This is a genomic window from Ruegeria arenilitoris (assembly GCF_013032445.1).
Lineage (GTDB): Bacteria > Pseudomonadota > Alphaproteobacteria > Rhodobacterales > Rhodobacteraceae > Ruegeria > Ruegeria arenilitoris_F.
In genome coordinates this window covers 179,611-199,201 of sequence record NZ_WQCA01000001.1, presented here as the reverse complement: position 1 = coordinate 199,201, position 19,591 = coordinate 179,611, and the positions used below count along the sequence as shown (strand labels likewise).

Here is a 19,591-nt window from a genome sequence, read left to right as displayed (position 1 = left end):
CGGTCGGCAAATAATACGGAGACCCCAATGCTTCAGGTCCTTTCCAGCGCATGGGCGCTTCTTCTTGGTATGGGGCTTCTGATGGTCGGCAACGGCCTGCAGGGTACGATCCTGGGTGTCCGGGGCGAGATTGAGGGGTTCTCCACGCTTGAGATGTCCTTAGTCATGTCGGCCTATTTCATGGGATTTCTAGGCGGGTCGCGCCTTGCGCCCGAGATGATCCGCCGGGTCGGACATGTGCGGGTGTTTGCGGCGTTGGCCTCGTTTATCTCGGCGGTCATGATCCTTTACCCGCTGATGACCAATCCGATTGTCTGGGTTCTGGGCCGCTTCGTCATCGGGTTCTGCTTTTCCGGCGTGTATGTCACCGCCGAAAGCTGGCTGAACAACGCCGCCAGCAACGAGAACCGCGGTCAGGCGCTGTCGTTGTATATGATCTTTCAGATGACCGGTATCATCAGTGCCCAAGGGTTGGTGGTGCTGGGCGACCCGGCCGGGTTTGACACCTTTGTAATCGCGTCCATTCTGGTCTCGGTCTCCTTTGCCCCAATTCTATTGTCGATTTCGCCTACCCCGGCGTTTGACACAACCAAGCCGATGACCCTGCGAGAATTGTTCAAAAGCTCTCCGCTGGGCTGCGTTGGCATGTTCCTTCTGGGCGGAGTGTTCTCGGCTCAGTTCGGCATGGCATCGGTTTACGGAGCCCGGGCGGGGTTGTCTCTGGTCGAGATTTCGACCTTTGTCGCGGCCTTCTATATCGGCGCCCTGGTCCTGCAATATCCGTTGGGCTGGATGTCGGACCGCATGGATCGCCGGTTCCTGATCATGCTGGTTGCGGGGGTAGGGGCCTGCGCTGCTGTGGTGGGAATGCTGTTCGGGTTGACGTTCCCGATCCTGCTGGGGGCGGCGTTTGTGATCGGCGGCATGTCGAACCCGCTTTATTCGCTGCTGATCGCCCACGCGAACGACTTTCTCGACCACGAAGACATGGCCGCTGCATCGGGTGGTCTGTTGTTCATCAACGGTCTCGGAGCCATTGCCGGGCCGCTGATCACCGGTTGGCTCATGGGGGACGCCGTCTTTGGTCCTCCGGGCTTTTTCCTGTTCATTGCCGCGTTGCTCGTCATCATGGCGACCTACGCGCTTTATCGCACGACACAGCGTGCCGCGATCCCTGTTGATGAGACCGGAACCATGTCGCCGTTCTATCCAACGGCCTCGCCTGTCGCGCTTGAGGTGGCCCAAGAAGTGGCCATCGAGGCCGCCGAAGCCGAGCAGGAAACGCAAGATATTGCCCAAGACACAAGATTATGACGCAAGTGTTGCAATTTTTTACTGTTACAAATCTGTAAAACGGTCTTAAATGAACTTACGTCCCTGGGGAGGGCAACACGACGGAGTTAGGGCAATGGTTGGTCCTGAAATAGTATTGAGTTATTGGTTAGATGAGATTGGTCCCAAGGGTTGGTATCTACAAGACGATGCCTTGGACGCAGACATTCGCGAACGATTTTTGACCACCTGGGAAGCCGCGAATGAAGGCAAGTTTTCACTTTGGCTTACCTATCCCAGCGGAGCACTGGCTTACATCATCCTGATGGATCAGTTTCCGCGTAACATGTTCCGCGGTAGCGCAAAGGCGTTCTCGTCAGATCGTGCGGCACTATCGGCTGCAAAATGCGCCGTGGACAAGGGCTGGGACCTAAAGATTGATGAACCTGCGCGGCAGTTTTTCTACCTGCCTTTGATGCATTCGGAAAACCTGTGTGATCAGGAACGCTGTGTCCGTCTGATGTGTGAAAACATGACCGACGGCGACAAAAGCAATCTGTTGCACGCGCGGGCGCATCGCGAAGTCATCCGCAAGTTCGGACGGTTCCCCTATCGCAACGAGGCGCTGGAACGTCCGATGACCGTGCACGAAGCAGCCTATGTTGATATGGGCGGGTACGGTGCCACGGTGCGGGAACTGCAAGCCGCCGGCTAGGACGACGGCACACATCCCCGAACAGCAATAATTCGGTCGGCAATTACGTCGGCCGATTTTTCTATGGCGGTGTTGATCAGTGTGTCCGGGGATTCGGTGATCTCCGCGATGCGGGCTTGCGAGCTTTGCATCCTCTCTTCCAGATTATCCAGCTTTACCAACGCCGTGGAGATCCGAACTTTTTCGGCAATATCGGTTACGTCACCACTTGTTTGAATGTTGGTAAGATCGCTACGCAGGGCGGCAAGCTCGCCCCGTACGCCGCGAATTTCATCCTTGAGCGGCGCGACGACCTGGATTTTCTCTTCAAAGGCCTTGGTGATGTCTTCTACGGTCGATGCCAGTCTCCAGCCCAGAAACAGGCAGAGCGCCACCAGAATGAGGGTGGCGTTGAGCAGAGCAAGAAGCAGATCCTTTAGCGTTTTGGCCATGGTAACCCTTTCGAATGACTTGTGATAAGGAATGAATGGGCGGACCCGATCCCTATGTTCTAGCCATTGAGAGGTGCCCGGTATAGGCTGAAAACTGCAGAATCTTGTGCCGTTGACCCTGCGTCGCTTTTGTCGCGGGGAAGGTGTGTTGATGCGTTGCAAAAATTAGTTTAATGGTAAACTAATTTTCATTCGACCTGTGCCGAGAGGAAACCATGGCTGCACAATCTTTTGATCTGATCGTAATCGGCGCCGGTCCGGGCGGCTATGTGGCGGCTATCCGTGCCGCACAGCTGGGCCTGAAAACAGCCGTGGTTGAGCGTGAACATCTGGGCGGTATCTGCCTGAACTGGGGGTGTATCCCGACCAAGGCGCTGCTGCGGTCATCCGAAGTGTTCCACCTGATGGAACGCGCCAAGGATTTCGGCTTGAAGGCGGACAAGGTCGGCTATGATCTGGACGCTGTCGTCAAGCGCTCGCGCGGGGTTGCGGCGCAGCTTTCGGGCGGTATCGGCCACCTGCTGAAGAAAAACAAGGTCACCGTGGTGATGGGTGAGGCCACAATCCCCGCCAAGGGCAAGGTCTCGGTCAAGACCGACAAAGGGACCGAGGAACTGACCGCGAAGAACATCGTTCTGGCCACCGGCGCGCGAGCGCGCGAACTACCGGGTCTTGAGGCCGACGGCGATCTGGTATGGACCTACAAGCACGCGCTGCAGCCACCGCGGATGCCCAAGAAACTGCTGGTTATCGGTTCGGGCGCGATCGGGATCGAATTCGCCAGCTTCTACAACACGCTGGGCGCGGATACGACCGTGGTCGAAGTCATGGACCGTGTCCTGCCGGTTGAAGACGCCGAGATCAGCGGTCTGGCCAAAAAGGCGTTCACCAAACAGGGCATGACGATCATGGAAAAGGCGATGGTCAAGCAACTGGACCGCGCCAAGGGCAAGGTCACTGCGCACATCGAGGTCAAAGGCAAGGTAGAGAAGCACGACTTTGACACCGTCATCTCGGCCGTTGGTATTGTGGGCAATGTCGAGAATCTGGGGCTGGAAGCTCTGGGCGTAAAGATCGACCGCACTCATGTGATGACCGACGAGTTCTGCCGGACCGGAGTTGATGGCCTTTATGCGATTGGCGACATCGCGGGCGCGCCGTGGCTGGCCCACAAAGCGAGCCACGAAGGTGTCATGGTCGCCGAACTGATTGCAGGCAAACATGCGCATCCGGTGAAACCCGAAAGCATCGCGGGCTGCACCTATTGTCAGCCGCAGGTGGCCTCGGTCGGATACTCTGAGGCGAAAGCCAAAGAGCTGGGTTATGACATCAAAGTTGGTCGCTTCCCCTTCATCGGCAACGGCAAGGCCATCGCTCTGGGCGAGCCCGAAGGTCTGATCAAGACGGTTTTCGATGCCAAAACGGGCGAGTTGCTGGGCGCTCATATGATTGGCGCGGAAGTGACGGAATTGATTCAGGGGTACGTGGTCGGGCGTCAGTTGGAGACCACAGAAGAAGACCTGATGAACACGGTCTTCCCGCATCCAACGCTGTCAGAGATGATGCACGAAAGCGTTCTGGATGCTTACGGGAAGGTCATCCATATGTGATCTGGGGAAACATCCCAGCGTCAGAGGCACCGCCCATTCGGCGGTGCCTTTTTTGTTTAACGGGTCAGTGCATCCAGTATCCGAGCCCACGACCGGATGCCTTTGTGAAAGCTTTTAACGTCGTATTTCTCGTTCGGTGAATGGATGGCGTCGTCGTCATTGGCAAAGCCGACCAGCATCGAATCCAACCCGAGTTCGGTGTTGAAGTAGCCCACAACCGGGATTGAACCGCCCATACCGGTGAAAACGGCCTCACGTCCCCATTCGTCGGACAGCGCGCCTCGGGCGGCTTCGAATTCGGGGCGGTCGAGGTTCATGACCGAGGCGGGCGCACCGTCGAGGTCATTGTCCCACTCGACCTTGGTATCCGGCGACAGACGTTCTTCCACATGTTTGCGGATCTTGTTGCGCAGGGCGTCCGGCTCCATGTCGCCAACAAGGCGGCAGGTGATCTTACAATGCGCCTGCGATGGGATCACCGTTTTCGAGCCGGCGCCGTTATAGCCGCCCCACAGGCCGTTGACTTCAAGCGTTGGGCGGGACCATTGCTGTTCCAGCGTCGAATAGCCCTTTTCGCCGTGCGGCTGAGAATAGCCGACCGAGTTCAGGTACTCAGCCTCATCGAACCCGCAGTTTTCCCATTGGCGCAACTGGTCGGAAGGGACTTCGTGGACACCTTCATAGAAGCCCTCGACAGCCACACGCCCGGTTTCGTCGTCATAGAACGAGGCGACGATCTTCGACAGTTCGCGCAGCGGGTTCAGACCGGGGCCGCCGTAATGGCCCGAGTGCAGGTCGATGCGGGGACCAATGATTGTAAATTCGTCCTTGAGCATCCCGCGCAGCTGCGAGGCAATCGACGGCACGCCGCGCGACACCATCGAGGTGTCGCAGACCAGTGCCAGGTCGGCTTTCAACTCGGCTGCATTCTCGCGCAGGAACGGCACTAGAGATGGAGATCCTGATTCCTCTTCGCCTTCGAAGAAAAGGGTGATGCGGCAGGGCAGGGTGCCGTGCACCGCTTTCCACGCCCTGCAGGCTTCGACAAAGGTCATCAACTGGCCTTTATCATCGGATGAGCCACGACCGCGAATAACCGGGCCGTTGTCGGTGTCTTCAATGGCCGGGTCGAACGGGTCGCGGGTCCACAGCTCCAACGGGTCGACCGGCTGCACATCATAGTGCCCGTAGAACAGGACATGCGGCGCGTCGCTGTCCTCTCCGACATGACCAACAACCATCGGGTGGCCGGGTGTTTCGCGCTTTTCCGCGGCAACGCCAATGCTTTGCAGGTCGGCGACTAACCAGTCGGCGGCCTGATCCACCTGCGTGTCATAGGCCGGATCGGTGGAAATTGACGGAATGCGCAGCAGTTCCATCAGGCGGTCGATCGAGGTTTGCAGATCAGTGTCGATGCGGTTCAGAACAGCGTCCAGCGACATGGGTGTCTCCTGCTTTTTGAGATTTGCCGGAACCCTATCAGCGCCACCGGCGCCGTCCAGTGTGCTTTGAAGGGAATGTGGTATAATATCGGAAACAGCACTGGTGCCTGCGTCGTTTCCTCGCGTCCTATAGCCGTAACTTTACTTGTCGGAACGAGTGGGACGGGATATTTGATGCAAATCAAATATGTGATCCCAATGTCGTTTATACGTGATGGGCACAAGGGAACGCATCGGCGCAAATCCGGATTCGCCCGGCCCACGCGCCAGAAATAACGTCCGGCCGTTCAAAGCTCTGGTCGGGCACGTAAGGAGACACCGGTGGACTATACTGCTCAGCTCGATACAGCGATTGCCAGGCTGCATGATGAAGGACGCTACCGGACTTTCATCGATATCGAACGCCGGAACGGCCATTTCCCACATGCAGTGCGGACACGCCCGGACGGGTCGCAGCAGAACATCACCGTATGGTGTGGCAACGACTATCTGGGCATGGGGCAAAACCCCGTTGTTCTGAACGCGATGCATGATGCAGTTGACGCAGCCGGTGCGGGATCGGGCGGGACACGTAACATCTCGGGCACCACAGTCTATCACAAACAACTTGAGGCTGAACTGGCGGATCTGCACGGCAAAGAGGCCGCGCTGCTGTTCACCAGCGCCTATATCGCCAATGACGCGACGCTGAGCACGTTGCCGAAACTGTTCCCCGGCCTGATTATTTATTCCGACGCGCTGAACCATGCCTCGATGATCGAAGGCGTGCGCCGCAACGGCGGGGCCAAGCGTATTTTCCGCCACAACGACGTCGCGCACTTGCGTGAGCTGCTGGAGGCAGACGATCCCAAGGCGCCTAAGCTGATCGCGTTTGAATCCGTCTACTCGATGGATGGTGACTTCGGCCCGATCGAAGCGATTTGTGATCTGGCAGACGAATTTGGCGCTCTGACCTATATCGACGAGGTCCACGCCGTTGGCATGTACGGCCCGCGCGGAGGTGGTGTGACCGAGCGTGATCGTCTGGCGCATCGCATCGACATCATCAATGGGACACTTGCCAAGGCCTATGGCGTGATGGGCGGCTATATAGCGGCCAGTGAGAAAATGTGTGACGCCGTGCGCTCTTACGCGCCGGGCTTCATCTTTACCACCTCGCTGCCGCCTGCGGTTGCTGCGGGGGCGGCGGCGTCTGTTGCTCATCTCAAGACCGCGCCTGAGCTGCGCGAGCAGCACCAGACTCAGGCCAAAATCCTCAAGCTGCGGCTTAAGGGGTTGGGCCTGCCGCTGATCGATCATGGCAGCCATATTGTGCCGGTGATTGTCGGCAACCCGGTACACACCAAAATCCTCAGCGACCGGCTGCTGGATGATTTCGGTATTTACGTCCAGCCGATCAATTTCCCTACCGTTCCCCGCGGAACTGAGCGCCTGCGCTTTACCCCGTCACCCGTGCACGGACCGGACGAAATGAACCGTCTGGTGGTGGCTATGGACGAACTTTGGTCACATTGTGCGCTAAATCGCGCCGAACTTGCCGGATAACCTCACACCAAAGTGTGCAACGTGTTTGCTGCGTGTTAAGCTTAGGCTAACAAAATCAACGGACGAATCGTTAATGGGATGATTCGCCGTTAGCGCGAAACGCGCGCAGGCAGAATGGGGCAGCAGGGATGATTGGGCGCAGATCTCAGCGCGATTCCGAAGAAGATACCGACGTCAGGCCAAAGGGCTATGACGATTACGAGGTACGGCTTGGCGACATGATGCGCGGTGAACGCGCCACCATGGGCAAGTCTCTTCTGGATGTGCAGCGGGAATTGCGGATTAAGGCCAACTATATCGCTGCTATTGAAGACGCCAATCCCGAAGCGTTCGACACACCCGGCTTCATCGCCGGGTATGTGCGTTCTTATGCACGTTATCTTGGGATGAACCCGGACGAAACCTTTGCCGCCTTCTGCAAGGAAAGCGGGTTCGAGGTTGCGCATGGCATGTCGGCTGAGGCGTCAGTTGTCCGCAAGCCTGCCGGTGGCCTGCCTGCACGGGGGCCAATGGGCCGCGACCCCTTCATCTCGCCCAACACGCCTTTTACTCCCGGCAGGGAATCCATTGTCAGTCAGATTGAGCCGCGAGCGATTGGATCGTCACTGGTTCTGGTGGCCGTTATCTGCGGCATCGGCTATGGCGGTTGGTCGGTTCTGAACAAGATCCAGCAGGTGCAGGTCAGCCCGGTTGAGCAAGCCCCTGTGGTGCTGTCAGACCTTGATCCGCTGGATGCAGCTGGAACTGCCGCGACCGAAGATGTCGTTGCTGATACCCCCAGTGCCGAGGCGCTGGACCGTTTGTATCGCCCTCAGGCCTTGGATGTTCCGGTTCTGGTCGCTCGCGACGCACCGATTTCCACGCTTGATCCGCGTACGGTTGGCGCCTTCCAGCCGCAGGAATTGCCCAAGGTTGAAGTGGCCGAAGTTCACACCGTTGAACGCCCGGACACCCTGCCTCAGGTGGTCGAGCAGATTGACACAAGGCTCAAGATCGTTGCGGTCAATCCGGCCTGGATGCGGGTCACTGCTGCCGATGGCAGCGTGATTTTCGAGGGTACTTTGGGCACAGTCGAACAGGGCAGCGTGTTCGAGGTTCCCCTGACCGAAGAACCGCCGCTGCTGCGCGCGGGCGCGTCTGGATCCGTGTTCTTCTCGATGAATGGCGAACACTATGGGCCAGCCGGTGCTCCGGGGACTGTCGCCAAAGGCGTGGTCCTGTCCAAGGACGCGGTTTCCGAGAGCTATACCGTTGCAGATCTTCCGGCTGATCAGAACAGCACAATTACGCAGTTGGTGGCTGAGTTTCAGGCGCAGGGCACCGAAGACACCGCCGAGTGATCTAGCCATTGCGATGCCCCTTTAGGGGGACTATTTAAAGACCCAACTCAGGCTGTCTTGGACCCGTCCCCATGTCGCTCAATCACGTTCGTCCGTGGCGCAATATTTATCGCCGCAAATCCCGTCAGGTCATGGTCGGGAATGTTGCTGTCGGAGGTGATGCCCCGATTGCGGTCCAGACTATGACGAATACTCTGACAACCGATGTGGCAGCGACCGTGGCACAGGTGCAGGCGGCGGCTGAGGCGGGGGCAGATATCGTGCGGGTTTCTGTCCCGGATGAGGCATCGTCCAAAGCCTTGAAAGAGATCGTCCGCGAAAGCCCCGTGCCGATCGTGGCCGACATCCATTTTCACTACAAACGCGGGATCGAGGCCGCCGAGGCTGGCGCTGCCTGTCTACGGATCAACCCTGGCAATATCGGTGATGAAAAGCGCGTTAAAGAGGTGATCAGAGCCGCGCGCGACCACGATTGCTCGATCCGGATTGGGGTGAATGCGGGCAGTCTAGATAAGCACCTGCTTGAGAAATACGGCGAGCCGTGCCCCGAAGCGATGGTCGAAAGCGGGTTGGAGCATATCCGCATTCTGGAAGACAACGACTTTCACAACTTCAAGATCAGCGTGAAGGCCAGCGACGTGTTCCTGTCCGCTGCCGCCTATCAGGGCATTGCTGAAGCCACCGATGCACCCATCCATCTGGGTATTACCGAGGCCGGTGGGTTGGTGTCCGGCACCATCAAGTCGGCCATTGGTCTGGGTAACCTATTGTGGATGGGGATAGGTGACACGATCCGCGTCAGCCTGTCCGCCGACCCCGTTGAAGAGGTCAAAGTCGGCTATGAGATCCTGAAATCTCTGGGCCTGCGCCATCGCGGCGTGAACATCATCTCATGCCCGTCCTGCGCGCGGCAGGGGTTTGACGTGATCAAAACGGTCGAGGCACTGGAGCAACGGCTTGAGCACATCAAGACGCCGATGAGCCTTTCGATCATCGGCTGCGTCGTGAACGGACCGGGTGAGGCGCTGATGACCGATGTCGGCTTTACCGGCGGCGGGGCCGGGTCGGGCATGGTCTATCTGGCGGGCAAGGCCAGCCACAAAATGTCCAACGATCAGATGATTGATCACATCGTCGAAGAGGTTGAGAAGAAGGCTGCTGAACTGGATGCGGCGGCGGAAGCTGTTGAGTAGGGTGGGGGGCTCACCTATCTCGGCGATGGCAGTCTTGATACATCAATGACAATAATTTGCGCTTGTTCGTCAATCTTATAACGTGGCACCTTCAGGTTTTCGTTGGTTGGGCCTTTTCGGGAACGGCCCCACATATCGTAATGCGCGCCTCGGCACGGATCGAAGTATCCATCGAAGTCTCCGGCCTTTGTGAGCACAATGCACTCAAGCCCCGCAGTGCTTATCGGGCTGACGACGAACCACACAAGGCGCGCAAAGCGTTCAGGACCAAGTTCCTGCTCAAGCGCGCCGTTGCTCAACACCTCTGACCATTCTTCCAAAGCGATACTAGGGTCGAATTGATGCATGGCTGTCGCCATCTCTGCAAGGTTACGGCGCCAAATTAAAACCGGCCTACCTTTAATGTTGAGGAGTCGCGCATCGCCGGGGGCCCAGCTTTTAACTTGGACAGTGCCTGGACTGTTTTTGTAGTAAGCTACGACATCAGCTGTTGGTCTCGTGCTGGAAAACAGAAAATACAGTCCAGTTGCGGCCGTCAGTAAGGCCCATACTGCCGTCACGCGGTAAAGGAAAACACCCTTTTTCTTCATTTTATAGCTGCTTTAAATTGGTTCAGAAAATCGCGCTTTGGTAGAATTCTTAGCGAAATACACTGCTATTGAGAAGTTTGTTTATGGTCTGTCTGGATGGGGTTGTAAAAATGAATTCGAAGGATTTTACAGGCACAATGCCTTTGGGCAATTCGAATACGTTGGTTAAAGTTGAAAAGCAGATGTGAGGTGTGGGGCGGCTCGGCCGCCCCGAGTGCTCAGCCTTGCTCGGCGCGCACGCCATCCGCAATTTGCTGCATTTGTGCGGCGGGCAGGAAGCCGCGCAGCATTTCGGTACCCAGCACGAAAGACGGCGTGCCGGAGATTTTCATCCGTTGTGCCAATTCGCGGGTCTGAGCGATCTCGGCGGTCACTTCATCGCTGTCCATCGCAGTGATGATCGCGTCGCTGTCCAAGCCCAGACCATCCGAGATGCGGCGCAGGGTGACTTCGGTCGGTTCTCCGCTAAATTCCAGCAGCGCGTCATGGACTTGCTTATAGGCGTCGTCACCGGCGACCTGTTTGGTGGCGACAGCAAAGCGCGCGGACATAACCGAGGCTTCGCCCAGAATCGGAAGCTCTTTGATCACCAGTCGGATATTTCCGTCCGACGCCAACAGGCTGGCCACTTCGGGCACGGCACGGCGGCAGTAGCCACAGCGATAGTCCATGAACTCGACCAAAGTGATGTCACCTTCCGGATTGCCGCCGACCCAGCTGTAACCGTCATTGAACAACTCATCAGCGTTGGCCTGAACCAAACCCTTGTCTGCTGCGGCTTCGACAGCAGCGTTGCGTTGCTCGAGTATATCGATGGCCTCGATGATAACCTCGGGGTTTTCCAGAAGGTATTCGCGCACTTGTGCGCCGAATTCTGCCTTCTCGGCATTGCTGAGCGCATTCAGATCCAGCGCCTGAGCCGGGCCAGTGATCATGGAAAGCCCCAGAAGGGCTGGGGCTGCATGTCTGAGGATCATTTCCGTTTCCTTTTTGCTTTTTTGGCGCGCTCTGAGGCAATCAGCACATCCTGTGCCCGTTGCCAACCCGGTGACCCTTCGGGCAGTTGCCTGACAGCGCGTTTTGCGTGGATGCCTGCATCGGCCAACCGACCCTGCAAGGCATATCGTTCTGCGGTCACGGCCGAGGCCATGCCATTGTTCCCGACTTTCGCGTATGCGACCCCGAGGTCTTGCATCAGGCGGGCGTTTCGGTAGTCTCTCTGTCTTGCTTTTTCAAGCACTTGCAGGGCGTTCTTCGTCTGTCCCTGAACGAGAAGGGACCGACCGTAGCCAGCAAGAACTAGGGCGTCATTCGGTGCCATATCGACTGCTTGACGATAGGCTAAAACCGCCTCAGGCACTTGTCGATTTTCCAGCAAAATCTGGCCTTTGAGTTCATAGTAGAACGGATCGTCGGGACGAATGGCCAGCGCAGCGTCTATCGCAGCGCGGGCCTTGGCCAGATCGCGGTTTTGGTGATGGGCTGCAGCTTCGCGCATCAGGCGGATATCCTGCGCGCTTTCTTCTTTGGCCCGGCGCAGTGTCCAGCCCGGTGACCGCAGGAAAGCCGATAACTTCCCTTTCACCCTAGCAAACCAATAATCTGCTTCCGGGTTCGGTTTCGCCTTGTCTCCGAATTGTTCCAAAAACGCCTCAGCGGCGCGCAAGCGGTCTCGGCTGGTTGGGTGAGACCGCATGTAAGGGTCTTGATTAACGGTGCTCAACAATTCCTGCCCTGCGAATTTTCGGTGCAGTGCGACCATGCCACTGGGCGAGATACCGGCCCATCTAAGATAGCTGGCAGCGCTTCGGTCGGCCGAGGATTCCTCGGCCCGTGTATGCCCCAGAAAACTGCGCAGTGCGGAACTTTGGGTGCCTGCCGCAATGCCCGCCGCAGCCTCGCCACCGCCTGCGGCCGCTACGATTAGGGCGAGTGCCGTGCCAAACCCCGCATTTCGCTGTGCCGCGCGGAGGTTTTCCACCCTCCGCGCCAGATGGCCGTTGGCGATATGGGCGGCTTCGTGGGCGATGACGGCCTGCAGCATCTCGGGGCTCTCAACCGTCAGAATCAGCCCGTAGTTCACATAGATCGCACCGTAGTCGATCACAAAGGCATTAAACGTGCTGTCATTGACTACCAATATCCGGACCCGGTTGGTGTTCAATCCGGCGGCGCGAAGAACGGGAAAGGCCAGTTCACGCAGCCCGTGTTCGATATCGGGGTCCCGGATCAGGCTTTGCGCGGTCGATGGCACAGCACTTGCCATCCATGTCGCCGCAACCAGCAACAGGGTCGGGATTGACGCCACCGTGGATAAGCGTTCAAAAGCCATGGCTGCAACATGGGAGATGGGCATGAGAAACTCAACCCGATCCGGGGTCGATCCCTTCATCGTGATGGATGTGATGGAGGCTGCGCGCAAGGCCGAAGAGGCCGGGCGCCACATCATCCATATGGAGGTCGGACAGCCCGGAACCGGTGCGCCCAAAGGGGCAACCGCTGCTCTGGCAAAAGCGATGGAGCAAGCCCCACTTGGCTACACGGTCGCTTTGGGTTTGCCCGCACTGCGGCAACGGATCGCACGATTGTATGGTGAGTGGTACAATGTCGACCTGAATCCGGACCAAGTGGTGATCACACCGGGCTCGTCCGGCGGGTTTCTGCTGACCTTCACAGCGTTGTTCGACAGCGGAGATCGGGTGGGCATCGGTGCGCCGGGCTATCCGTCGTATCGGCAGATACTTAAGGCGCTGGGTCTGGTGCCGGTCGACCTGCCCACCGCGCCGGGAAACCGCTTGCAGCCGGTGCCTGCGGATTTCGCCGGGCTGGACCTGCAGGGGCTGATGGTGGCATCCCCCGCCAACCCCACCGGAACGATGCTGGATCACGCAGCCATGGGGTCGTTGATCGAAGCTGCGCACGGGCAGGGCGCCTCGTTCATCAGCGATGAGATTTATCACGGGCTGGAATATGAGGCCAAAGCCGTCACCGCACTGGAACTGACGGATGAGTGCTATGTGATCAACTCGTTTTCGAAGTATTTCTCGATGACCGGCTGGCGCGTGGGCTGGATGGTTGTCCCCGAGGATCAGGTGCGCGTGGTCGAGCGCATCGCACAAAACATGTTCATCTGCGCCCCCCACGCCGGTCAGGTGGCTGCGCTGGCGGCAATGGATTGCGAGGAAGAGTTGCAGGGTAATCTGGACGTCTATCGCCGCAACCGCGCACTGATGCTGGACGGGCTGCCCAAAGCTGGGTTTACCGATATCGCGCCGCCGGATGGGGCCTTTTACGTTTATGCGGATGTGTCCGACCTGACTGATGACAGCCGCGCTTTTGCGGCTGAGATTCTGGACAAGGCTGGTGTCGCTGTCACGCCGGGGTTAGATTTTGACCCTGCACGCGGGCACCATACTCTGCGGTTCTCTTACGCGCGGTCGTCAGAGGATATCGAGGAAGGCCTGCTGCGGCTGCGCCGTTTCATGGCCGAACGCGGTGCGATCACCGAGCAGGCCTAGGGCGTTCACAAAACCAAGCGGGTCGGGTAGGCTGGCGGTCAAACGATCTCGGGAAAACTTGAGGCCATGAGCAGGATTTTCTACGCTATCGCGCTGATCTGGGCGCTGACTTGTGCTGCGTACGCGCAGGACTTCAACGCGCTTGCCCGCGTACTGCCAGAGGATAGCCTCATCGCCGATGACGGTCGCGCGGGTGTACGGGTTGAACTTGGCCTCAGCCAGGGGGTGCCGTACCGGGTTTTCACTCTGCGTGATCCTTACCGCATGGTGCTAGACTTTCAGGAGGTCGATTGGACCGGGTTGGAAACAGAGACCTTCCTGCAGACCGACCGGATCAGCGGCGTGCAATTCGGAGCCTATGTTCCGGGCTGGTCGCGCATGGTGCTGGAGCTTGGCGCGCCTCTGGCCGTCGATACCGCGGACCTGAGGGTGGATAAGAACACAGGGGCCGCGCATCTGGCGTTAAGCCTGCGCGGCACCGATTTTGACAGTTTCGCCGCTGGTGCCGGTGCGCCGCGCCAACCGGGCTGGGACCTGCCGGAACCGGCGGTAACGCCAGTCAAGCCCGGCCGCGATGGCACGCGCCCCTTGGTGGTGATGCTGGACCCCGGTCATGGCGGTATTGATCCGGGGGCCGAGGCTGGCGGCACGAACGAGAAAACCCTGATGTTGACCTTCGCACGCGAACTGCGAGAAACGCTATTGCGTGCAGAGGGTTATCACGTGGTGTTGACGCGTGTGGATGACCATTTTGTCAGCCTTGAACGTCGCATCGCGCTGGCGCATCGGGCAGGGGCAGATGTGTTTATTTCCCTGCACGCGGACATCCTGTTGGAAGGGCGCGCGCATGGGGCTGCGGTGTATACTTTGTCTGAAGAAGCCTCGGACGTGGCGAGCCAAAAGCTGGCCGAGCGCCATGATCGGGGCGACTTGATCTCGGGTGTTGATCTGAACGGCGCAGACGATCAGGTGACTGACATCTTGCTGGACATCGCAAGGCAAGAAACAAAACCGCGCACGGACGCGTTGGCGGTGTCGCTGGCAGATGGAATGGCACAACAGGGCGGACCCATGAACAGCCGCCCGATCCGCTCAGCTTCTTTTTCGGTTCTTAAGGCTGCGGATATTCCGTCTGTTCTGATCGAACTTGGATTTCTGTCCAGCCCCAGAGACCTGAAAAACATACAAAATCCTGAATGGCGCAAAGGTATGGCAGTCGGTATCCTGAACGGGCTGAAGCAATGGCGGCAGGATGATCTGGTCAAACGGTCTCTGATTGGCCAGTGACCCTGCGGCACAAACCGGCTAATATTGGCCATCGTGTTTTGACCCGGCGCCGGGCCATCCCTATATAGGCGGCAGCGCGAGTAAAAGGCAGCAATGTGATCCGTTTCATTCTTTCCGTTTTCGGGGCGATTTTCAGCCTCGTCACCTTGGGTATTTTTATGGCCGCGCTGGTCGTTGGCGCGATCTTCTGGATGTATGGCCGCGACCTGCCCAGCCATGAGTCTTTGGCGCAGTACAAGCCGCCGACGATCAGCCGAATTTACTCGGGCGAAGGCCAGCTCATCGACGAATTCGCACAGGAACGCCGCCTGTTCACGCCGTCTGAGGAGATTCCCGATCTGGTGAAACAGGCCTTTATCTCAGCGGAAGATAAGAACTTCTACACCCACCAGGGCTATGACCCGCGCGGTATCATCGCCGCCGGGGTCGAGGCGGTGAAATCCAAGGGTGAGAACGTGCGCGGTGCTTCGACCATCACGCAGCAGGTGATGAAGAACTTCCTGCTGTCCGGTGACCGCAGGGCTGAACGTAAGATCAAAGAGATCATCCTCGCCACTAGGCTTGAGGATACGCTGGACAAGGAACAGATCCTCGAGCTGTATATGAACGAGATCTTTCTGGGCCAGAACTCATACGGCGTGACCGCTGCCGCCCAGACCTATTTCAACAAAACGCTGCAGGAACTGGAACCGCATGAGGCCGCGACCTTGGCCGCGATGCCTAAGGCGCCGTCGGACTACCACCCGGTTCGGCAAAAAGAACGCCTGTTGAACCGTCGCAACTATGTACTGCGGGAGATGCGGCAGAACGGCTATATCGATCAGGCGACCTATGACGCCGAGGTGGAAATGCCGCTGCGCTCGGTCCAGAACGGTGACTTTGAGAGCTTCCGCACCGCGCTGCCGCCGCGTGATTACTTCACCGACGAAATTCGCCGCCAGCTGAGCGAAGACTTCGGTGAGGGTGAGTTCTTTACCGGCGGCTTCACTGTCCGTGCCTCGGTTGATGAGGAAATGCAGGTTGAGGCAGCCGAAGCTCTGCGCACGGCGCTGCAGAAATACGACCGGTCCCGCGGCAAATGGCGCGGTACGGGTGAGGTGATCCCTGAGGACAAACTGGCTGATGAGGCCCAGTGGCGCGACGCGTTGTCGATCATGGAAATCCCGCGCGACGTGGTGCTGCCGACGCAGTGGTACCCGGCGGTGGTTTTGAACGTGGCCGAACAGTCACTGACCGTGGGCATTGAAAACGGCCCAGCAGAGGGAATCGTTCCGCGTTCGGATATCAAATGGATGCAGGGCGATTTCGCCACCAACTTCAAACGCGGCGACGTCATTCTGGTCATGGAAGGCGAAGAGGGCCAGTGGTCTGCCCGTCAGGTGCCCGAGGTGCAGGGCGGTTTTGTAGCGATGGACGTAAACTCGGGCCGTGTTTTGGCGATGCAGGGCGGGTTCTCGTATCAGGATTCGGTGTTCAATCGGGCCACGCAGGCGCAGCGCCAGCCGGGGTCGAGCTTTAAGCCATTCGTTTACGCTGCTGCGTTAGACAGCGGGTATAGTCCAGCGACCATCGTTGTGGACGCACCGATTGAGGTGAACACGCCGCAGGGCTTGTGGCGTCCCAAAAACTCTACAAACAAATTCTATGGTCCGACGCCGCTGCGTACAGGGATCGAACAGTCGCGGAACCTGATGACCATCCGCCTTGCTCAAGAGGTCACGATGCCTGTTGTGGCGGGGTATGCTGAACGGTTCGGCGTTTACGACCGCATGGGCGCGTTCCTTGCGAACTCGCTAGGGTCCGAGGAGACGACGCTATACAAGATGGTTGCGGCCTATGCGATGTTCGCCAATGGCGGTGAGCGGGTTGAACCCACTCTGGTCGACCGTATCCAAGACCGCTTTGGTAAGACGATCTATCGACACGATGACCGTCAATGTCTGGACTGTAACTCGGCTTGGCTTGAGCCAGATGAATCCCCGACCATTGAGACCAATCGCTCGCAGGTCATGGACGCGATTACCGCTTATCAGCTGACGTCGATGATGAAGGGCGTTGTGGATCGTGGTACAGCGTCGCGGGTCGTGAACTTGCCGGTGCCGACCGCAGGTAAGACTGGCACAACCAACGAATCCAAGGACGCGTGGTTCATCGGCTTCACCTCGAACATCGTTGCCGGTTGCTATATCGGCTATGACCGCCCGCGTCCGATGGGGCGGGGGGCATATGGGGGCACCATGTGTGGTCCGGTTTTCCAGAGCTTCATGGAGAAAGCTGTTGAGAAGTATGGCGGCGGCCCGTTCGAAGTGCCGCCCGGGGGCCACTTCATAAAGATCGACCGTTTCAGCGGTGCGCGCCTGCCCGAGGATGCGACAGGTGACTATGTCGTAGCTGAATACTTCCGCGATGGTGTCGATGGCTTTATCGACCGCGTCTATGACGGTGGCTTTGCGATGGGGTCTGACCTGCCGCTGTTCGAAGAAGCCAGCTCGGGTCGTCAGGTCACTACGTCGACCGGGAACACGATCACTGTCGGCCCCAACGCCAGCCAGGGCGATCTTCAGGGCGGCGGTCTTTACTGATCAGCCGCTCTTAGAAACTGGTTGAGCAGGTTCGCCTCGGGGTCCTGCACTATTTCGCCATTAGACCGCCAAACGATGGACAGCGCACATTTCGCAGCGGCCCACTGCACAAGCCGTTTCGCCTGCACATCCATAGCCGCCGAATAAAGCGCGACGCAGCGATTCAATTGCTCAGGTTGTCGTACAAGGTGGGGTAGGCCTTTAGGGTGGCGAAGTGCATTGGCCAATTCGAAAGCCGGATCGCCGTAGTATCCTTTGGCGTCGATAACCCGCAGGCCATCCGAGGTTTGGATAACGTTGTCATGATGCAGATCACCGTGTAAGGGAACCGACCCGCTCTGTGTGTCCAGAAGAAACCGCGCGATACTGATCGCCCGGACCATGTCACGCTTAAGTGTTTCAGGACAATCCTGCGAAAATCCGCAATTGAACAAAGAGGCGAAAACAGCGCTAAGGTCCATTAGGCTCGTTGGTTCAACTTGCGGTTTGGCGTGCAGGCTTCGCGCGACCTCTGCCAGCAATTCACTAGCTTTGCCCGGGCTGCCGCCGCGCGCGATATCGCCCAGCGAAGGGCCATCAAGCCACTTCATCAGAACGGCCTTCCCTTGCTCAGCAATAATCCGCACGGCGCCATAGTTCTGCCAGCGGGCTAAAAGTCGCGCGCCCGGTGCTTCATTCCCACGATCCGTTTTGTGATACAGTTTTAGCGCAACCAGCGTTCCGTCGGGCATCTTAGCCTTCCACACCTTTGCCAAACCGGTGTCGGCGACCGGTTCGATGATGGTCAGCCGCCAACTTTCAGGAAACTCGAGCGGTACAAGGGTCATTCGCGCCTCAGCTGTCTTGTGGAGCCCCGAACCTCTTGCTATCACGCAGGCCTGATTGAGCAAGTTGGGACAAGACCATGCGCGCCGAAACCCAGAACACCGTGGCGGAAATTGAAAAGTCGCTGGAGCTGCTGGCGCAGCGTATGGACTATGAAACCGCCCCTCATCGCCTTGAGGAATTCAATGCGCGGGTTGAGGACCCCAACCTGTGGGACAATCCCGAAAACGCGCAGAAACTGATGCGCGAGCGTCAGTTGCTGGTAGACGCCATTGAAACCTACGAGTCCATCAAGACCGATCTGAACGACAATATCGAGCTGATCGAGCTGGGTGAGATGGAAGAGGACGAAGAGGTTGTTACCGAAGCCGAAGACGCAATCAAGAAACTGAAAGCCAAGGCCGCCAAGAAAGAGCTTGAGGCGTTGCTGGACGGTGAAGCGGACGGTAATGACACCTTCCTCGAGATCAACTCGGGTGCCGGTGGCACGGAAAGCTGCGACTGGGCCTCGATGCTGGCGCGGATGTATGTCCGCTGGGCCGAGAAGAAGGGTTACACGGTCGAGCTGCAGTCCGAGACCGCGGGGGAAGAGGCGGGGATCAAATCCGCCGCCTACAAAATTTCCGGCCATAACGCTTATGGCTGGCTGAAGTCGGAAAGCGGTGTGCACCGGCTGGTGCGGATTTCGCCGTATGACTCGGCGGCCAAGCGGCACACCTCGTTCAGCTCGGTCTGGGTCTATCCGGTGGTCGATGACAATATCGAGATTGAAGTGAACCCGTCTGATATTCGTATCGACACTTATCGATCCTCGGGGGCGGGTGGCCAGCACGTGAACACGACGGACTCGGCGGTGCGGATCACGCACATTCCGACCGGGATCGTGGTGACGAGTTCCGAGAAATCGCAGCACCAGAACCGGGATATTGCGATGAAGGCGCTGAAGTCGCGTCTGTATCAGCAAGAGCTAGACCGCCGGAACGCCGACATCAACGCTGCGCATGAGGCCAAGGGCGATGCGGGCTGGGGCAACCAGATCCGGTCCTATGTGTTGCAGCCCTATCAGATGGTCAAGGATTTGCGTACCAACCATGAGACCTCGGATACCAAAGGGGTTCTGGATGGTGACCTGGATGGGTTCATGGCAGCAACGCTGGCGTTGAACGTGGCGGGTAAAAGCCGGTCCGAGGCGCAGGGCGACTAAGTTGGGCAGGCGGCTCTGACGCCGTCTCCTCAGGGAG

At 58.3% G+C, this 19,591-nt stretch carries 16 protein-coding genes; 10 read left to right on the top strand and 6 right to left on the bottom strand.

The window, feature by feature from the left end:
- Positions 1-27: 27 nt before the first annotated feature.
- Together GOW98_RS00960 and GOW98_RS00955 are read left to right on the top strand one after the other, a co-directional pair.
- Positions 28-1,314, top strand: a complete 1,287-nt coding sequence (locus GOW98_RS00960; RefSeq protein WP_170329188.1) for an MFS transporter — start codon at positions 28-30, stop codon at positions 1,312-1,314.
- A gap of 94 nt (positions 1,315-1,408) precedes the next feature.
- Positions 1,409-1,987 carry a DUF924 family protein gene (locus tag GOW98_RS00955; RefSeq protein ID WP_170329186.1) on the top strand — a complete coding sequence of 193 codons (579 nt, stop codon included), beginning with the start codon at positions 1,409-1,411 and terminating at the stop codon, positions 1,985-1,987.
- On the opposite strand, the gene GOW98_RS00950 is transcribed toward GOW98_RS00955, so the two are convergent.
- Positions 1,984-2,418: a hypothetical protein gene (locus GOW98_RS00950; protein ID WP_170329184.1), complete on the bottom strand. Its 435-nt coding sequence runs from the start codon at positions 2,416-2,418 to the stop codon at positions 1,984-1,986. The genes GOW98_RS00955 and GOW98_RS00950 overlap by 4 nt on opposite strands.
- A gap of 215 nt (positions 2,419-2,633) precedes the next feature.
- Here GOW98_RS00950 and lpdA point away from each other — a divergent pair, with 215 nt between their 5' ends.
- Positions 2,634-4,028: a dihydrolipoyl dehydrogenase gene (gene lpdA / locus GOW98_RS00945; protein ID WP_170329182.1), complete on the top strand. Its 1,395-nt coding sequence runs from the start codon at positions 2,634-2,636 to the stop codon at positions 4,026-4,028.
- 56 nt (positions 4,029-4,084) lie between these two features.
- Here lpdA and GOW98_RS00940 read toward each other — a convergent pair whose 3' ends face one another.
- Positions 4,085-5,470, bottom strand: coding sequence for a M20/M25/M40 family metallo-hydrolase (locus tag GOW98_RS00940; RefSeq protein WP_170329179.1), 1,386 nt, complete (start codon positions 5,468-5,470; stop codon positions 4,085-4,087).
- Between the two features lie 321 nt (positions 5,471-5,791).
- On the opposite strand from GOW98_RS00940, the gene hemA reads away from it, so the two are divergent.
- The 3 genes from hemA (at position 5,792) to ispG (ending at position 9,548) form a co-directional block, all read left to right on the top strand.
- Positions 5,792-7,015, top strand: coding sequence for a 5-aminolevulinate synthase (hemA, locus tag GOW98_RS00935; protein ID WP_170329177.1), 1,224 nt, complete (start codon positions 5,792-5,794; stop codon positions 7,013-7,015).
- 128 nt (positions 7,016-7,143) lie between these two features.
- The gene (locus tag GOW98_RS00930; RefSeq protein WP_170329175.1) at positions 7,144-8,355 is read left to right on the top strand and encodes a helix-turn-helix domain-containing protein; all 1,212 of its coding nucleotides are present in this window, start codon (positions 7,144-7,146) and stop codon (positions 8,353-8,355) included.
- Positions 8,356-8,426: 71 nt separating this feature from the next.
- A complete protein-coding gene (ispG, locus tag GOW98_RS00925; protein WP_170329170.1) occupies positions 8,427-9,548 on the top strand; it encodes a flavodoxin-dependent (E)-4-hydroxy-3-methylbut-2-enyl-diphosphate synthase in 1,122 nt (373 codons plus the stop codon).
- 14 nt (positions 9,549-9,562) lie between these two features.
- Here ispG and GOW98_RS00920 read toward each other — a convergent pair whose 3' ends face one another.
- The 3 genes from GOW98_RS00920 to GOW98_RS00910 form a co-directional block, all read right to left on the bottom strand.
- Positions 9,563-10,138, bottom strand: a complete 576-nt coding sequence (locus GOW98_RS00920; protein WP_170329167.1) for a ubiquinol cytochrome C oxidoreductase — start codon at positions 10,136-10,138, stop codon at positions 9,563-9,565.
- Between the two features lie 218 nt (positions 10,139-10,356).
- Positions 10,357-11,115 carry a DsbA family protein gene (locus GOW98_RS00915; RefSeq protein ID WP_170329163.1) on the bottom strand — a complete coding sequence of 253 codons (759 nt, stop codon included), beginning with the start codon at positions 11,113-11,115 and terminating at the stop codon, positions 10,357-10,359.
- Positions 11,112-12,494, bottom strand: a complete 1,383-nt coding sequence (locus tag GOW98_RS00910; protein ID WP_170329159.1) for a M48 family metalloprotease — start codon at positions 12,492-12,494, stop codon at positions 11,112-11,114. Before GOW98_RS00910 ends, GOW98_RS00915 begins: the two co-directional genes overlap by 4 nt.
- Between GOW98_RS00910 and GOW98_RS00905 the strand changes: the two genes are divergently transcribed.
- From GOW98_RS00905 to GOW98_RS00895, 3 genes are all read left to right on the top strand, one after another.
- On the top strand, positions 12,493-13,656 hold the full coding sequence (locus tag GOW98_RS00905) for a pyridoxal phosphate-dependent aminotransferase (RefSeq protein WP_170329154.1): 1,164 nt from the start codon (positions 12,493-12,495) through the stop codon (positions 13,654-13,656). The genes GOW98_RS00910 and GOW98_RS00905 overlap by 2 nt on opposite strands.
- A 66-nt stretch (positions 13,657-13,722) precedes the next feature.
- The gene (locus GOW98_RS00900; protein ID WP_170329150.1) at positions 13,723-14,943 is read left to right on the top strand and encodes an N-acetylmuramoyl-L-alanine amidase; all 1,221 of its coding nucleotides are present in this window, start codon (positions 13,723-13,725) and stop codon (positions 14,941-14,943) included.
- A gap of 95 nt (positions 14,944-15,038) precedes the next feature.
- Positions 15,039-17,525: a penicillin-binding protein 1A gene (locus GOW98_RS00895; protein ID WP_170329147.1), complete on the top strand. Its 2,487-nt coding sequence runs from the start codon at positions 15,039-15,041 to the stop codon at positions 17,523-17,525.
- Here GOW98_RS00895 and GOW98_RS00890 read toward each other — a convergent pair.
- The gene (locus GOW98_RS00890; protein WP_170329142.1) at positions 17,519-18,352 is read right to left on the bottom strand and encodes an aminoglycoside phosphotransferase family protein; all 834 of its coding nucleotides are present in this window, start codon (positions 18,350-18,352) and stop codon (positions 17,519-17,521) included. The two genes, GOW98_RS00895 and GOW98_RS00890, sit on opposite strands and share 7 nt — an antisense overlap.
- Positions 18,353-18,429: 77 nt before the next feature.
- On the opposite strand from GOW98_RS00890, the gene prfB reads away from it, so the two are divergent.
- The gene (gene prfB / locus GOW98_RS00885) at positions 18,430-19,554 is read left to right on the top strand and encodes a peptide chain release factor 2 (protein WP_170329138.1); all 1,125 of its coding nucleotides are present in this window, start codon (positions 18,430-18,432) and stop codon (positions 19,552-19,554) included.
- Positions 19,555-19,591 lie beyond the last annotated feature (37 nt).